17 protein-coding genes are annotated in these 14612 nt (G+C 42.0%); 12 read left to right on the top strand and 5 right to left on the bottom strand.

Features of this window, described 5'->3' with window-relative positions; all coding sequences use genetic code 11:
* Positions 1 to 103: 103 nt before the first annotated feature.
* Positions 104 to 1039, top strand: coding sequence for a LysR family transcriptional regulator (locus PR808_RS17805; RefSeq protein ID WP_206084740.1), 936 nt, complete (start codon positions 104 to 106; stop codon positions 1037 to 1039).
* Here the strand turns inward: PR808_RS17805 and PR808_RS17800 are convergent.
* Positions 1013 to 1933: a LysR family transcriptional regulator gene (locus tag PR808_RS17800; RefSeq protein WP_206084739.1), complete on the bottom strand. Its 921-nt coding sequence runs from the start codon at positions 1931 to 1933 to the stop codon at positions 1013 to 1015. The genes PR808_RS17805 and PR808_RS17800 overlap by 27 nt on opposite strands.
* A gap of 132 nt (positions 1934 to 2065) precedes the next feature.
* Here PR808_RS17800 and PR808_RS17795 point away from each other — a divergent pair, with 132 nt between their 5' ends.
* The gene (locus PR808_RS17795; RefSeq protein ID WP_272539823.1) at positions 2066 to 2938 is read left to right on the top strand and encodes an MBL fold metallo-hydrolase; all 873 of its coding nucleotides are present in this window, start codon (positions 2066 to 2068) and stop codon (positions 2936 to 2938) included.
* A 138-nt stretch (positions 2939 to 3076) separates the two neighbouring features.
* The gene (locus tag PR808_RS17790) at positions 3077 to 3721 is read left to right on the top strand and encodes a DsbA family protein (protein ID WP_206084737.1); all 645 of its coding nucleotides are present in this window, start codon (positions 3077 to 3079) and stop codon (positions 3719 to 3721) included.
* A gap of 40 nt (positions 3722 to 3761) precedes the next feature.
* Here the strand turns inward: PR808_RS17790 and PR808_RS17785 are convergent, their stop codons facing one another.
* Positions 3762 to 4421 (bottom strand): prepilin peptidase, encoded by a 660-nt coding sequence (locus PR808_RS17785; RefSeq protein ID WP_241016856.1) that lies wholly within the window; start codon positions 4419 to 4421, stop codon positions 3762 to 3764.
* A gap of 428 nt (positions 4422 to 4849) precedes the next feature.
* On the opposite strand from PR808_RS17785, the gene rsmE reads away from it, so the two are divergent.
* The 9 genes from rsmE (at position 4850) to hemW (ending at position 11616) form a co-directional block, all read left to right on the top strand.
* Entirely contained in the window at positions 4850 to 5581 is a 732-nt protein-coding gene (gene rsmE, locus PR808_RS17780; RefSeq protein ID WP_206084736.1) for a 16S rRNA (uracil(1498)-N(3))-methyltransferase, read from the top strand.
* A 9-nt stretch (positions 5582 to 5590) separates the two neighbouring features.
* Positions 5591 to 6538 carry a glutathione synthase gene (gene gshB, locus PR808_RS17775; protein WP_206084735.1) on the top strand — a complete coding sequence of 316 codons (948 nt, stop codon included), beginning with the start codon at positions 5591 to 5593 and terminating at the stop codon, positions 6536 to 6538.
* A 75-nt stretch (positions 6539 to 6613) separates the two neighbouring features.
* Entirely contained in the window at positions 6614 to 7177 is a 564-nt protein-coding gene (locus PR808_RS17770) for a YqgE/AlgH family protein (protein WP_206084734.1), read from the top strand.
* Positions 7177 to 7596 (top strand): Holliday junction resolvase RuvX, encoded by a 420-nt coding sequence (ruvX, locus tag PR808_RS17765; protein ID WP_206084733.1) that lies wholly within the window; start codon positions 7177 to 7179, stop codon positions 7594 to 7596. Before PR808_RS17770 ends, ruvX begins: the two co-directional genes overlap by 1 nt.
* 147 nt (positions 7597 to 7743) lie before the next feature.
* The gene (locus tag PR808_RS17760) at positions 7744 to 8436 is read left to right on the top strand and encodes a YggS family pyridoxal phosphate-dependent enzyme (RefSeq protein ID WP_272539822.1); all 693 of its coding nucleotides are present in this window, start codon (positions 7744 to 7746) and stop codon (positions 8434 to 8436) included.
* Between the two features lie 13 nt (positions 8437 to 8449).
* Positions 8450 to 9271: a pyrroline-5-carboxylate reductase gene (gene proC / locus PR808_RS17755; RefSeq protein ID WP_272539821.1), complete on the top strand. Its 822-nt coding sequence runs from the start codon at positions 8450 to 8452 to the stop codon at positions 9269 to 9271.
* Positions 9272 to 9289: 18 nt separating this feature from the next.
* Positions 9290 to 9874: a YggT family protein gene (locus PR808_RS17750; RefSeq protein ID WP_272539820.1), complete on the top strand. Its 585-nt coding sequence runs from the start codon at positions 9290 to 9292 to the stop codon at positions 9872 to 9874.
* 16 nt (positions 9875 to 9890) lie between these two features.
* Complete coding sequence (gene rdgB / locus PR808_RS17745) at positions 9891 to 10484, top strand: RdgB/HAM1 family non-canonical purine NTP pyrophosphatase (RefSeq protein ID WP_206084729.1); 594 nt, start codon at positions 9891 to 9893, stop codon at positions 10482 to 10484.
* Positions 10477 to 11616: a radical SAM family heme chaperone HemW gene (gene hemW, locus PR808_RS17740; RefSeq protein WP_206084728.1), complete on the top strand. Its 1140-nt coding sequence runs from the start codon at positions 10477 to 10479 to the stop codon at positions 11614 to 11616. Before rdgB ends, hemW begins: the two co-directional genes overlap by 8 nt.
* Positions 11617 to 11757: 141 nt before the next feature.
* Here hemW and PR808_RS17735 read toward each other — a convergent pair whose 3' ends face one another.
* The 3 genes from PR808_RS17735 to glsB all read right to left on the bottom strand — a co-directional run bounded on the left by PR808_RS17735 (position 11758) and on the right by glsB (position 14599).
* On the bottom strand, positions 11758 to 12708 hold the full coding sequence (locus PR808_RS17735; RefSeq protein WP_206084727.1) for a siderophore ABC transporter substrate-binding protein: 951 nt from the start codon (positions 12706 to 12708) through the stop codon (positions 11758 to 11760).
* 205 nt (positions 12709 to 12913) lie between these two features.
* Positions 12914 to 13645 (bottom strand): DUF2884 family protein, encoded by a 732-nt coding sequence (locus PR808_RS17730; protein WP_272539819.1) that lies wholly within the window; start codon positions 13643 to 13645, stop codon positions 12914 to 12916.
* 27 nt (positions 13646 to 13672) lie between these two features.
* Positions 13673 to 14599, bottom strand: coding sequence for a glutaminase B (gene glsB, locus PR808_RS17725; protein WP_272539818.1), 927 nt, complete (start codon positions 14597 to 14599; stop codon positions 13673 to 13675).
* Positions 14600 to 14612 lie beyond the last annotated feature (13 nt).

Below are 14612 nucleotides of genomic sequence, written 5' to 3'. Positions count from 1 at the left end.
TTATTATATTAAAGTCTATTATTCAGAGAAAAGATGGGAAAAAAAATATCCATTTTGCTAAAATCTATTCATATTTGATATAGCTTTGGTTTTGAGGTGAAAAATGCAGGCCATTTCGTGGCGACATATTGAGATATTTCGTGCAGTGATGACCGCACCGAATTTGACGGAAGCCGCTGCATTGTTGAATACTTCACAGCCTACCATCAGCCGTGAACTGGCACGCCTTGAGCATTTACTACAATTTAAGCTTTTTGATCGCGTCAAAGGGCGCTTGCAACCCACCGCGCAAGGGCTGCGATTTTTAGAAGAAGTTGAACGCTCTTACTATGGGTTAGAGCGCATCAAAAACTCAGCAGAAACAATACGCCGTTTTGAACATGCCCAAATTTCTGTCACCTGCTTACCCGCTTTTGCCCAATCCCTTTTACCGTCAGTCTGCCACTCTTTCATGGAAAGCTATCCTGATGTCAGTATCACCGTAATCCCTCAGGAATCTCCTGTGCTCGAAGAATGGCTCTCTGCCCAGCGCTATGATTTTGGTTTAACAGAACATTTGCAAATGCCGCCAGGTACTGAGCAACAAACGCTTGGAAGTTTAAATGAAGTGTGTGTGTTACCTACAGGGCATCCTCTCACTCAAAAAAAGGTCTTAACCCCCAGTGATTTTCAGCATCAACGCTTTATTAGTTTGTCTTTAACTGACAGCTACCGCCAATTAATTGACTCAACCTTTGCGGAGCAGCAAATTGACCGAAAAATGGTGATGGAAACACATTCGGCTTCTTCTATTTGTGCGATGGCTCTAAAAGGTATTGGGATTTCCATTGTTAACCCACTAACAGCGTTGGATTTTCACCAGCAATCATCGGGTAAACTAGCGCTGCGTCCTTTAAGCTTTTCAATACCCTTTACGGTGAGCTTAATTAGACCTATTCACCGCCCATCATCACAACTCACTGATATATTTACCAAACATTTAAAAAAACAATTTAACCAGATTGAACAACATTTAGCGCTGGCCTTGCTGCATCAGTGATAACCAATGGGGTGAGGTAGTAAACCAGTTAGCAAGATAATCGATCACCGCACGTAGTGAGGTTGGCATTTTTTGTCGACTGGCATACACAGCGTAAATACCTAATGGCATTGGTGTGTAATCAGGTAATAATTGGATTAATTCGCCTGAATCCAAATACTTTGCAACTGAATAATAAGGCTGCATAGAAACCCCTGCCCCATTTAAGGTCGCTTCGGCGATAAAAACAGATTCATTAGCACTCAACCTTCCATCCACTAACACTGTGTGCTGTTCGCCTTCTTTTTCAAACACCCATAAACTACGCCCAAAAAAGTTATAAGTTAGACAATCCAGTAATGCTAAATCCTCGGGTTTTGTAGGGTGCTTTTTTCCTTCCAAAAAACGGGGAGATGCACAGATCACGGAATAACAGGTCGAAAGAGGCTTCGCAATCAGACTTGGCTCTAGCTGATTAGTAATACGGATCGCTAAATCAATTCTTTCCTCAATAAGATTCACTGATTTATTCGAGATCTGCATATCAATAGCCATATTAGGGTACTGTTGCATAAACTCGGTCATTGCCATGGAAAGCGCACTTTGGGCAATAGATTGTGAGCAACTAATACGTACCAGCCCTGATAATGCTTGATTATCATGCTCTTGCTGCACAGGAACCGTTTGTGAAATCGCATTTAGTTGTAACGATTGTTGGTAAACCCCTTCCCCTGCAGAGGTTAAACTAAGCCGCCTTGTTGTACGGTTTAATAACCGAACACCCGCCCATTGTTCCATCTCAGATAAATAGCGAGTTACCATCGCACGAGACATATCTAGCTTATCTGCCGCACCGCTTAGGCTGCCACTCTCCACAATGGTGATAAACACTTCTACCGCTTTTAATCTATCCATACCCCACCAATTCGACCGATTTATGCAACAAATAAAGCCTAATTATGCTGTTTTTCCCATCATTATTACAATCTAATATACACGCCAAGCCAAACAACATTTACCTGCATCACTTAATTTTAGGATATAAAAATGAAACTTACCTTATTAGCAGCAACGACATTATTCGCAACAACTATGCACATGGCACAGGCTAAAAAGCTAACATTAGATGTGTATAACCCAGGCCATAACAGTGTTTTCCCTGTTTCATCTGAAATTATTAGCGGCCCAACTGAAGTGGTTTTAATTGATGCTCAATTTCAAAACAACGACGCACAAAAATTAGTCGATAAAATCCAAAAGCTGAATAAGAAATTAACCACCATTTATATTAGCCATTCAGACCCTGATTTTTATTTTGGTTTAGAGACGCTGACAAAAGCTTTCCCTGAAGCCAAAGTGGTTGCAACTGCCGAAACCGTCAACGCCATTAATGCAACTAAAGATGGCAAACTTGCCTATTGGGGCGGTGAATTAAAAAATGAAGCACCAAGCCATGTTATTGTTCCTGAAGTCATTAAAGGGAATAGCTTTACCGTTGATGGTGAAAAATTAGAGATTAAAGGCCTAGATGGTGCCTCACCAGACAGAACTTATCTGTGGGTACCCTCTTTAAAAGCAGTCGTGGGTGGCGTATTAGTTTACGATAATCTCCATGTGTGGATTGCAGATACGCAAACTGAAACCTCACGCCAAAACTGGCAACAAGCTTTAGAGAGTATTAAAGCACTTAAACCCGAAACCGTTGTACCAGGACATTTTACTGGCAATTCTAAGTTTGATATTGGAACCGTTACATTTACTCAGCAATATTTAAATGACTTTGAAACTGCGACAAAAGCAAGCAAAAACGCGGATGAACTGATTAAAAAAGTAGAAACGCAATACCCTAACTTAGATGAAAAATCGAGCTTAGAGCTCAGCGCCAAAGTGATTAAAGGCGAAATGCAGTGGCCTCAGTAAGCCGATAAATTGCCCCCTATTTCATTTGTTTTGGTACTTTTTGTAACTTGTGGATACACATTAAAAACAAAATGATCTAGGGGGATAGTTTATGCTATCACCTTGAGTATCTTAAAAATAATTCAGCGAGACATTATTATGAGCAATATTACCCTACACTATATTTATGACCCTTATTGTGGCTGGTGTTATGCTGCTGCACCGTTAATTGAAGTTGCTGCGAAACACCCAAATATTCATATCGAAATGCATGGTGGTGGCATGCTCGCAGGCAGCTCTCGACTACATTTAGATGATAATTTCCGCCAACACATTATCCAATCAGATAAACGCATAGCGTCAATGACAGAGCAAGTTTTTGGTGATGACTACCTCACAATGTTACATGAACCTAACTTTGTAATGGACTCAGCAATACCGCAAACCGCAATACTGGCAGCAACAAAACAAGGTAAAGGCTTAGAAATGCTAAAAGCGATTCAAAAAGCCCACTATATTGCAGGGCGCCACATTAATGATAGCGCTGTCCTGTTAGATTTAGCACAAAGCATTGGGTTGGATGTCGCTCAATATACGACTGACTACGCACAGAGTGAGCTAAGTGAAACTAAGACCCACATTCAAAACAGTAAAACACTATTAGCGCAATCAGGTGCATCTGGCTTCCCTACATTACTGATTCAGCAACAAGGCCAGTGGCTACGAGTCCCACTACAAAACTACCTTGGCGCGCCAGATAAATGGCAACAATTCTTAGATACCATGGTTAATGCTGCTAAATAACCAAACGAGCAAATCATTTGGCTGTGTTATTCATTTATTATCATTGAATAAGTGATAAATACAGCCAAATACTCGCACTAACCAAAATCGCTGGCCCAAAAGGAATAGTCGGGCCCCCCATATTCATACCTTCTCCACTTTTCAAATACGATTTTCCGCCAACGCCATGGAACTTAGGTAATAGCCAATAACTCGCACTGTAGTGCAAAAGCCCTAGCACTGCTGCTAGACCTAAAAAATGCGGTAAATTCAGTACACCAAGCCATGATGCACACGCAGCAATCAATTTAAAATCTCCCCTTCCCATTTGCGGCTGTTTTTTGATTTTTTCCACCAGTGTTGTGATAAACATAATGGCCAAATAAGCCACGATAATGGCATAGATAGCCGAAATCACATTACCGTTTGGAGAGCTTATTTGATACAACAACCCAGCCCCTAAGAATGGGTAAGTTAATATATTCGGTAAATACCCTGTTTTATAATCAATAATAAACAACAACACAGTGAAGTTTAAAAATACGAATAAAAATAAGATGACAAGCCAATAACTCAACGAATAAAAAACGATAAGACCCAACACTGAATAAATAAAAAACAATGAAAAATAATTAACCTCAATGGAAGGTAATTGAAAATATTTTTCAGGAATAGATTTCAATAGCTTAAAGGTCATTATTACAGATAACACTAAAAGCATTAAAATCAAATAAACTTCCTTATTGACCATAATGTTACTGAATTTAATATAAAAACAGCTCCACTTTGTTTTCAATTTAAATAAAAGATTCATTATTTCATTAAAGATAAAAACGAATTTTTCTAAAACTGCGCACCATAAGTCGAGCATATTAACTCCTTATTCCATTATGGAGAAAAAATAAATATACGCAGAAAAATAACCAACCTAAACACTTTAATTCCGTTCAATACAATCAGTTTATTCGAGCTCAAATTTTTTCTATTTATTTATCAATTGCGTCTAATTTAACGGCGATGGCACAGACGTACTATAAATACGTTTTTTTTCGTTATAAACTAGATAGCAAAGCTTGAGTTTTGCGATTCAATCCCCATATTCACCAAAGCTATCCTATTTATTAATCGAGTCTGTACTAAGGAAACACCATGCGCATTCCACGCATTTATCACCCTGAGCCAATACAAACCAATACAACCATTTCTCTTGGTGATGATGCCGCAAACCATGTGGGCAGAGTCCTCCGTATGGCTCCTGGTCAGAAGCTTGAGCTGTTTGATGGTAGCAACCAAACTTTTAGTGCTGAAATTACGGAAGCTTCGAAAAAGCATGTTTTGGTCTACATTGAAAGTGGCAATCTTGATGATAGAGAGTCCCCCCTCGATCTCCATTTAGGCCAAGTCATGTCACGCGGGGAAAAAATGGAATTCACCATCCAAAAATCTGTTGAATTGGGTGTTAATACCATTACCCCTTTAATTTCAGAGCGTTGTGGTGTGCGTTTAGACCCCGAGCGACTCGAAAAAAAATTACAGCAATGGCAAAAAATTGCGATTGCTGCATGTGAACAATGTGGCCGAAACCGTATCCCTGAAATTCGCCCCGTACAAAGCCTTGAAACTTGGTGTGCGGAGGATGACGGTGCATTCAAGGTAAATCTTCACCCAAGAGCGACAGAAAGCATCAATACCCTGCCGACTCAATTGAAAAAAGTAAGACTGTTGATTGGCCCAGAAGGCGGGCTTTCAGCGGATGAAATCGCCATGACAGCCAATTATCAATTTACCGATATACTGTTAGGCCCTAGAGTACTTAGAACAGAAACGACTGCGCTAACCGCTATCACTGCACTGCAAGTGCGCTTAGGTGATCTGGGTTAAGGAGAAAAAATGATCAAGCTCGGTATAGTGATGGATCCTATTTCATCCATCAAAATCAAGAAAGACACCAGTTTTGCAATGATGTTGGAAGCTCAGCGTCGTGGTTACGAAATCCATTATATGGAAATGAATGACCTTTATTTGCACCAAGGTGAGGCTCGCGCACAGACTAAAATTGTCACCGTCGAAGAAAATCCTGCGAAATGGTACGAATTCCATGGTGAACAAGATATCGCCCTCGGTTCCCTTGATGCGATTTTGATGCGCAAAGATCCGCCATTCGATACCGAGTTCATTTACGCAACCTATATCTTAGAACGCGCAGAACAAGCAGGTTCCTTGATTGTGAATAAACCGCAAAGCCTGCGTGACTGTAATGAAAAATTATTCACTGCTTGGTTCCCTGAATTAACGCCAGATACGCTAGTGACTCGCAGCCCGCAAAAATTAAGAGAATTCCATCAAAAACATGGGGATGTGATCTTCAAACCCCTTGATGGCATGGGCGGTGCATCGATTTTCCGTTTAAAGCAAGATGACCCTAACGTAGGCGTGATCATCGAAACATTGACAGAACATAGCTCCCGCTATTGTATGGCTCAAAACTTTTTACCTGCCATTAAAGAGGGTGATAAGCGTGTGTTAGTGGTTGATGGTGAGCCAGTGCCGTACTGTTTAGCGCGTATTCCAGCGCAAGGTGAAACCCGTGGTAATTTGGCCGCAGGTGGCCGTGGCGAAGCGCGTCCTTTAACAGAAAGTGATTGGGCAATTGCGCGTGCCGTCGCGCCAACATTGAAAGAAAAAGGCTTAGTGTTCGTTGGGTTAGACATTATAGGTGATCGCCTGACTGAAATTAACGTCACAAGCCCAACCTGCGCTCGTGAAATCGAAGCGGCTTTTGATATTTCTATCACAGGTATGTTGATGGATGCCATTGAACGTCGCTTGAAAAAATAAGCAATAAAACAGGCTAAAAAGGCGATTTCTGCCTTTTTAGCCAACGAATTCAATAAAAATGAATGGAGTTTAAGTTTGAATCTACAAAACCATTTTCTTATTGCCATGCCATCCCTCACAGATCCTTATTTTGAGCAATCTGTAGTGTATGTGTGTGAGCACAACGAAAAAGGCGCAATGGGTTTAGTCATTAATAAACCCATTGATGACTTTTCAGTTGATACCATGTTAAGAAAGCTTGAAATTACGGTATCCGATAAAGTCAATAAACGTAACCTACAACGCCCCGTGATTGCTGGTGGCCCGGTTGCAGAAGAACATGGTTTTATCTTACATACACCAATTAGCGGCTTTTTATCTAGCTTGCATCTTAATGATGAAGTGATGGTCACTACGTCGAAAGATATTTTAGAAACTCTTGGTAGCGATCACTCGCCAGAAAACTCTTTAGTCGCCTTAGGTTATTCCAGTTGGGAGCCAGGTCAACTAGAGCGAGAAATCATGGAAAATAGCTGGTTGACAGTTGAAGCATCCCCTAAACTCATTTTTGATACGCCAATTAACGAACGTTGGGCTGCGGCTGCCAATTTAATTGGTGTCAATATTCATACGATTTCCATGCAAGCGGGGCATGCATAATGTCAGGAAGAACGCTATTAGCCTTTGATTTCGGAACAAAAAGTATTGGTGTTGCTATTGGACAAGAGATCACAGGTACAGCACGCCCATTAACATCACTTAAAGCCAGTGATGGTCGCCCTGATTGGCAACAAATCGAAAAGTTACTTAAAGAATGGCTTCCTCAGTTGGTTATTGTCGGCCTACCCCTTAATATGGATGGCACCGAGCAACTGGTCACCAGTCAAGCGCGTAATTTTGCCAATCGTATTCATGGCCGTTTTGGTGTTAAAGTCGAATTGCACGATGAACGACTTTCCACGGTTGAAGCAAAAGCAGGCTTATTTGAGCAAGGTGGCTACCGCGCATTAAGCAAAGGAAAAGTGGATTCGGCTTCCGCTGTGGTGATCCTTGAAAGCTGGTTTGAGCAACATAGTTAATTTTGCACAGTTTTGAGGTTATTTTTCACGGAAATCTCATGCAAAGGTGCCGTTCTAACGCGAATTGCTTTACACTATGGTCAACAGTCACTATTCATGCACTCTGTGAATAAAATAGTTTTGAATTAAACCATAATGAATAAATACATGACCATTCAAAATAATATCTCTGATGTTACCGCACGTATTCAAACTGCTGCCGAAGAATGTCATCGTTCACCCCAAGACATTACGCTGCTGGCTGTCAGTAAAACCAAGCCTTGTGAGGCCATTTTAGAAGCCATCGAAGCAGGCCAGCGCCAATTTGGTGAAAATTACGTCCAAGAAGGCGTTGAGAAAATCCAATATTTCGCAAATAGAACTGACCTTATTTGGCATTTTATCGGCCCATTACAATCCAATAAAAGCCGTTTAGTCGCTGAACACTTTGATTGGTTCCACACGCTTGACAGAGCTAAAATTGCTCAGCGTCTGAATGACCAGCGCCCTAGCAATAAAACGCCACTAAATGTACTCATCCAAATTAATATTAGCGATGAAAACAGCAAATCGGGCATAACATTAGGTGAGGTTGCTAAGCTTGCTGCTGAAGTCGCAACTATGCCAAACCTTGTATTACGAGGTTTGATGACGATCCCCGCCCCTGAATCAGACTATGACCGTCAATGTGAAGCGTTTCGTCAAATGGACAACGCATTTAAACAGTTACAAACTACTTACCCAACAGTCGATACCCTATCGATGGGAATGACTGACGATATGCGCGCCGCTATTCACTGCGGTTCAACCCTTGTTCGCATAGGAACCGCGATTTTTGGTGCGCGCCAATATCATCAATAATAAGGAGAACAGAATGCAACACCGTAAAATTGCTTTCATCGGCGCTGGAAATATGGCTCACGCTATCATCGCAGGGCTTGTTAGCAATGGTTACCCCGCATCAATGATCACCGTTTGTTCTCCAACCCCCGTGCGCCGCGATAAAATTGCCGCACAATATGGCATTATTAGCAGTGATGATAACCTTGCTGCCGTTAAACAGGCCGATGTCATTGTATTAGCAGTAAAACCACAAATGATGAAAGAAGTCTGCGAACCCCTGCAAAATGCCACTGATTTTGATAACAAACTGGTGTTAACCATTGCCGCAGGCATCCCAGCAGAGCGCTATAACGATTACTTTGCACATCAACTGAATTTAGTGCGCATCATGCCAAATACCCCATCCTTGGTTGGTAAAGGCGTAAGCGGGTTATTTGCGCAAGCCAAAGTGACTGAGCAAGACAAACAATTTGCGCAGGAATTAATGCAAAGTGTCGGTTCAACGATTTGGTGCCAGAAAGAGCAAGAAATCAATAATATTATTGCAATTACAGGTAGCTCCCCCGCTTATTTCTTCTTATTTATGGAAGCGATGCAACAAAAAGCAGAGCAACTCGGTTATGATGCAGAACAAGCACGTGAATTAGTGTTGAATGCCATTGAAGGCTCCGTTGAACTGGCGAAATCCCAGCACGACACGGCTTTTTCAACCTTACGTGAACAAGTCACCTCTAAAGGCGGTACCACCGCGATGGCTTTAGAGCAATTTTACAACGAAAACCTTCCGCAAACTGTTGCTAACGCGATGCAAAGCGCCATCAACAGAGCAGAAGAAATGGAAAAACTTTTTTAATTAATCGCGGAACTTGCCATGCAGACTTTAGTATTTGTCGTTACCACTCTGATCCAGCTGTATATTTTTGTGTTATTGCTCCGCGTTTGGATGCAGTGCGTTCGTGCGGATTTCTATAACCCATTTTCCAAATTTGTGGTCAAAGCCACACAACCGATTGTCGCGCCGCTACGCCGTGTGATCCCTGCGATTGGTTCACTTGATACGGCGTCTGTTGTTGTTGCTTTTGTTTTAGCCATTGCCGCAATTATTTTTGGCATGTGGGCAACTAACTTACTGCCTATCTTAGGCGTAACGATTCTCCCAATGGGGATCATTTTATTACTAACGTATGCAGGTAAATTGATCTTCTGGATGATCTTGATCCGCGCCATCCTCAGCTGGGTAAGCCAAGGCCGTAATCCTGTTGATTATTTATTATACCAATTAACTGAACCGCTAATGGCGCCAATTCGCCGTATTATCCCAGCAATGGGTGGGTTAGATTTCTCAGCAATGATTGTGATGTTTATCTTAATCGCCCTGAATTATTTGCGTGTGGATATTTCCCTGATGATTGACCCATCATTGACCGCAATGATGTATTCCATTGGTATTATGTAAAAACGAGTTTTAAACGATGCAAAAAGTTGTTTTAGCGACCGGGAATCCGGGCAAAGTAAATGAATTAGCCGACTTACTTCGCGATTTCGGTATGGATATCGTTGCACAAACTTCATTGGGTGTTGAATCTGCAGAAGAAACAGGTTTAACCTTTATTGAAAATGCCATCCTGAAAGCTCGACACGCGTCGGCACAAACGGGTTTACCCGCTATTGCTGACGACTCAGGAATTTCGGTTGATGCCCTTGGTGGCGCGCCAGGGATCTACTCTGCCCGCTACGCTGGTGAGGAAGCAACTGACGAGCAAAACCTCGTTAAGCTATTGGATGCAATGAAAAATGTGCCTGATGACCAACGTCAGGCGCAATTTAACTGTGTGCTGGTGTATTTGCGCCACGCCGAAGACCCTACGCCATTAGTATTCCATGGCCGTTGGCACGGAATTATTACCCGCGAACGCAAAGGCCAAGGCGGTTTTGGGTACGATCCTATCTTTTACGTACCAGAGCTTGGCTGTACCTCTGCAGAGTTAAGCAAAGCAGAAAAACAAGCTGTTTCCCATCGTGGTAAAGCCTTAGCAATGATGCTGGATGCTCTGAAGAATGCATAAGTTGCCACCACTGAGCTTGTATATCCATATTCCTTGGTGTGTGCAAAAGTGCCCTTATTGTGATTTCAATTCGCATACTCTAAAAGGAGAGATCCCACAAAAAGAGTATGTTGAGCACTTATTAGCGGACTTAGATATTGATGCCAAATTAATTGCTGATCGCCCTGTTAAAACGATTTTTATTGGAGGGGGAACACCGAGTTTGCTGACGGCTGAAGCCATGCAAGCATTGATGGATGGTGTCCGCGCACGAGTTCAATTAGACCCAAACGCAGAAGTCACCATGGAAGCCAACCCTGGAACCGTAGAAGCAGACCGGTTTGCAGGCTACCAGGCTGCGGGAATCAACCGTATTTCAATCGGCGTACAAAGCTTTGGTAACGATAAGCTGATCACTTTAGGCCGTATTCATGGCCCTGATGAGGCGAAACGTGCAGCAAAATTGGCCACTCACCTCAACTTACGCAGCTTCAATCTCGATTTAATGCATGGCTTACCCGCACAAACGCGCGATGAAGGCTTGTCAGATTTAAAACAAGCGATTGAACTTGCGCCGCCACATTTGTCTTGGTATCAGCTAACTATCGAGCCCAATACACAATTTGGTTCAAGGCCACCAACGCTGCCTGATGACGATACCCTGTGGGACATTTATACCGAGGGTCACAAGCTACTCAGTGCAGCGGGTTATGTACAGTATGAAACCTCTGCCTACGCAAAATCGGGTTATCAGTGTGAACACAACCTCAATTACTGGCGCTTTGGTGATTATCTCGGTATTGGCTGTGGTGCTCATGGCAAAATTACCTTTGAAGATGGGCGGATTTTACGTACGGTAAAAACCAAACATCCTCGAGGTTATATGGAAGGTCGGTATCTTCAGCAGTCTTATGATGTAGAAGCCGAAGATAAACCATTTGAATATTTCATGAACCGCTTTCGGTTACTTGAGGCCATGCCCCGTCAAGAATTTACCCAATACACAGGTTTGCCCGAATCAACTGTAAGGCCTGCTCTTAATGAAGCCTTAGCCAAAGGGTATATCACAGAAACTGATGATGAATGGCAAATTACAGAACATGGAAAGTTATTCTTAAACTCGCTGTTGGAGCTATTTTTAGGCGAGGAATAATAACCAAATCAGTGAACTAATGAAAGCCCGCGAGAGATAACATTCTGCGGGCTTTTTATTAGAGATAAAAATGAGATCGACAAAAATAACAATAAGGGTATTTCATATTGCCGCTATCGCTAGGACAACGGCAGATATTCATTAAAGCGCGTTAACAACAGCATTAACTTGTTCTGTTAAGCTGACAAAGCCACCACCTGATAAATACCAAAGGTCAGATTGCAGGTAAGTGATCTTACCGTCTTTGTATGCTTTGGTTTCTTGGATATTGCTGTCTTCAAAGACCGTTTTTTCTAATTTCCCAGCACCGATAGCTTCACTGCGGTCAACAATTAAGATGACATCAGGATTTGCTTGCGCAATGGTTTTGGTATCGACAACACGGCGTTTTGATTTATCCGCATTTTCATCAATCTGCAATTCTGCACGCTGTGCTTTTACCACGTCATAAACCACGGCTTGGTTATTTGGGATTAATTTGCCGTCATTGTGCATCAGTACTAAGACTTTTTTCTTAGAATCAGCCGCTTTTTTCTGAGCATCTGCAATGGTTTTGTCTAACTGAACGAGCTGTTCATCAACGGCTTTTTGATTACCGTATAAATCACCAAGTACGGCTAAGTTTGCTTTTACTGATTCAATATAATGTTTGCTGTCAGAACCTAAATTAATGGTCGGTGCAATTTTGGATAAGGCTTCGTATGATTTCCCCTGACGCCCCGTGATGACGATTAAATCAGGTTTTAATTGCTCAATTTTAGCCAAATCAGGCTGTTTCATGCCACCTGCATTTTCCATTGATGCTGGAATACTGCCTTTCACATAAGCAGGCGCATTTGCCGTCGGTAAAGCCACCACGTTATCGCCTAAACCCAGTTTTTGCATTGAGTCGTATACACCGAAGTCAAATAAAACCACTTTTTTAGGTTTTTTAATAACTTCTGTTTCACCCGATAAATGCTTAATTGTCACTTTTTCGACGCCTTGCGCAGTGACAGCATTTGGAGCGAAAGCAGCAGATTCAGCACCAAGCGCTAAAGGAGCAGAGAGTGACAATACAGAAACAAGTAAAGCAGGAATGAACTTTTTCATTTAAACGATCCCAATTAAGTCATTAAGCCAAACTCGCATTGTAAAGAGAGAGGCCTACATGTCAATCAAATAAGAATCAATTTCATTTTCATTCCCATTAATGGAACTAAAATCACATTTATAAATCCACATAATAACCATCATAAATAAAAAAACAGCCATGCAGTTAATACAGGGCTGTTTTTAAGAAATATAGATAAATGGATTATTTGGCTTTTAAGGAATTCAATAAAGAAACCCGTTGTTGCTCAATGCCAGTGACTTTTGAACACACTTGAACACCAAACAATTGGAAGCTTTTCTCTTGTTTTTTCCATTCTGTTTCAAGCTCTTGCTGCAAACCACCTAGATTGCCCAGCATGCCTTGTAGCGCTTGGTTAGCATCACCACCTGATAACAGTTGCTTGCGCCCCATTTCGTTGATGCTATCTTGTAAAATACCGCCCAAGCTTTCATTCACCAACTGCTTGCCTTTTGTTTCCGCATTTTTCATCGCTTCATGATGAAAAGCATAGCCATTCGGACGGGTTTCAATAATTTGGTTGATTTGGCTATTCAGGTCTTTTTCTAGCTTAGTCAAACGTTTACGTACATTACTGTCGCTGCCAATGACCTTAACAACGACTTTATCTACCGTTTCACGTGACGTTGCCAGTTTTTTCTCAGACTCTTGTTTTATCCAAGGTAAATCATTACGAATTGCCGATTGATAACGGATCGCTTGCTGTTTTTGAGCCTCAGTCGCCGCAATATTTTTGCCGTTTAACGTGATCTCACCATTAGGTGTAATCACTAAATCGCCACTGCGACCAACCACTCGCACGCTTTCTGGCGTCATGAAAATATCATCGTTCGGTGTCACTGAGCAGTTATAATCCGCAGCTTGGCTCGCTGCACTCGCTAACAGTGAAAATGCAATTAATGTACGGCGTAACATAACATCTCCTAGAAGGCGTTGAATTAATTAGAAAACAGAACGCCCAATTCGTTTCGATAATAGCTCTAAAGCAGCGCAACCCACCAGAGAATTCCCTGCTGCATCGAGTTCAGGTGACCATACCGCCACAGTAAATTGGTTAGGGACAACACAAACAATACCGCCGCCAACACCTGATTTCCCTGGCATTCCAATACGAAATGCAAATTCACCAGAGCCATCATACATTCCACATGTCATCATCAATGCATTGATTTGCCTTGATTGTAATGGGGTAATAATGGGGTCTATGGAGCAAGATGACATTCCTTGCGATGTTAAATAGGAGAAACATCTCGCTAATTCAACACAGTTCATACTTAGAGAGCAATAATGAAAATAAGTTTCGAGCACCGTCAAAACATCATTTTCAAAATTACCAAATGATTTCATTAAATAGCCGATTGCTGCATTACGGCTTGCATGTTCCATTTCAGAGCGAGCAACGGTTGTATCGTAGGTAATATCAGGCTCACACGATAATTTTCGAACAAACTCTAGCATACGTTGTTTTGGCGCACTTAAACGCGACTGCAACATATCTGCAATCACAATCGCACCTGCATTAATAAACGGGTTTCGTGGGATACCTTTTTCCATTTCAATTTGAATTAATGAGTTAAATGGTAGCCCTGATGGCTCTTTGCCAACACGGCTCCAAATTTCATTTTCTTCGTAGCGCGTCATCGCCAATGTCAGGCTCAACACTTTTGAAATAGACTGAATGGAAAAACGTTGATAGGCATCCCCTGCGGTGAAAACCTCACCGTCAATGGTGGAAACGGCGATACCAAGATGATGAGAAGGCACACAACCTAGCGCAGGAATATAGTTGGCAACACAACCTTGGCCTATTAGCGGCCGAACTTGGTCTAGAATGTCGTTAAGTAGCTGGTTAGAAAACATAGCACTCAAAACTTTTACTCCA

It is taken from the genome of Providencia sp. PROV197, assembly GCF_028479625.1.
GTDB classification, from domain to species: Bacteria; Pseudomonadota; Gammaproteobacteria; order Enterobacterales; family Enterobacteriaceae; genus Providencia; species Providencia vermicola.
This window is presented reverse-complemented; position numbering and strand designations above follow the sequence as displayed.

Bases quoted from the DNA above. Each gene is read 5' to 3' on its own strand.
- PR808_RS17805 (WP_206084740.1), top strand. From the start codon at position 104: ATGCAGGCCATTTCGTGGCGACATATTGAGATATTTCGTGCAGTGATG.
- PR808_RS17800 (WP_206084739.1), bottom strand. From the start codon at position 1,933: ATGGATAGATTAAAAGCGGTAGAAGTGTTTATCACCATTGTGGAGAGT.
- PR808_RS17795 (WP_272539823.1), top strand. From the start codon at position 2,066: ATGAAACTTACCTTATTAGCAGCAACGACATTATTCGCAACAACTATG.
- PR808_RS17790 (WP_206084737.1), top strand. From the start codon at position 3,077: ATGAGCAATATTACCCTACACTATATTTATGACCCTTATTGTGGCTGG.
- PR808_RS17785 (WP_241016856.1), bottom strand. From the start codon at position 4,421: ATGCTTTTAGTGTTATCTGTAATAATGACCTTTAAGCTATTGAAATCT.
- rsmE (WP_206084736.1), top strand. From the start codon at position 4,850: ATGCGCATTCCACGCATTTATCACCCTGAGCCAATACAAACCAATACA.
- gshB (WP_206084735.1), top strand. From the start codon at position 5,591: ATGATCAAGCTCGGTATAGTGATGGATCCTATTTCATCCATCAAAATC.
- ruvX (WP_206084733.1), top strand. From the start codon at position 7,177: ATGTCAGGAAGAACGCTATTAGCCTTTGATTTCGGAACAAAAAGTATT.
- PR808_RS17760 (WP_272539822.1), top strand. From the start codon at position 7,744: ATGACCATTCAAAATAATATCTCTGATGTTACCGCACGTATTCAAACT.
- proC (WP_272539821.1), top strand. From the start codon at position 8,450: ATGCAACACCGTAAAATTGCTTTCATCGGCGCTGGAAATATGGCTCAC.
- PR808_RS17750 (WP_272539820.1), top strand. From the start codon at position 9,290: ATGCAGACTTTAGTATTTGTCGTTACCACTCTGATCCAGCTGTATATT.
- rdgB (WP_206084729.1), top strand. From the start codon at position 9,891: ATGCAAAAAGTTGTTTTAGCGACCGGGAATCCGGGCAAAGTAAATGAA.
- hemW (WP_206084728.1), top strand. From the start codon at position 10,477: ATGCATAAGTTGCCACCACTGAGCTTGTATATCCATATTCCTTGGTGT.
- PR808_RS17735 (WP_206084727.1), bottom strand. From the start codon at position 12,708: ATGAAAAAGTTCATTCCTGCTTTACTTGTTTCTGTATTGTCACTCTCT.
- PR808_RS17730 (WP_272539819.1), bottom strand. From the start codon at position 13,645: ATGTTACGCCGTACATTAATTGCATTTTCACTGTTAGCGAGTGCAGCG.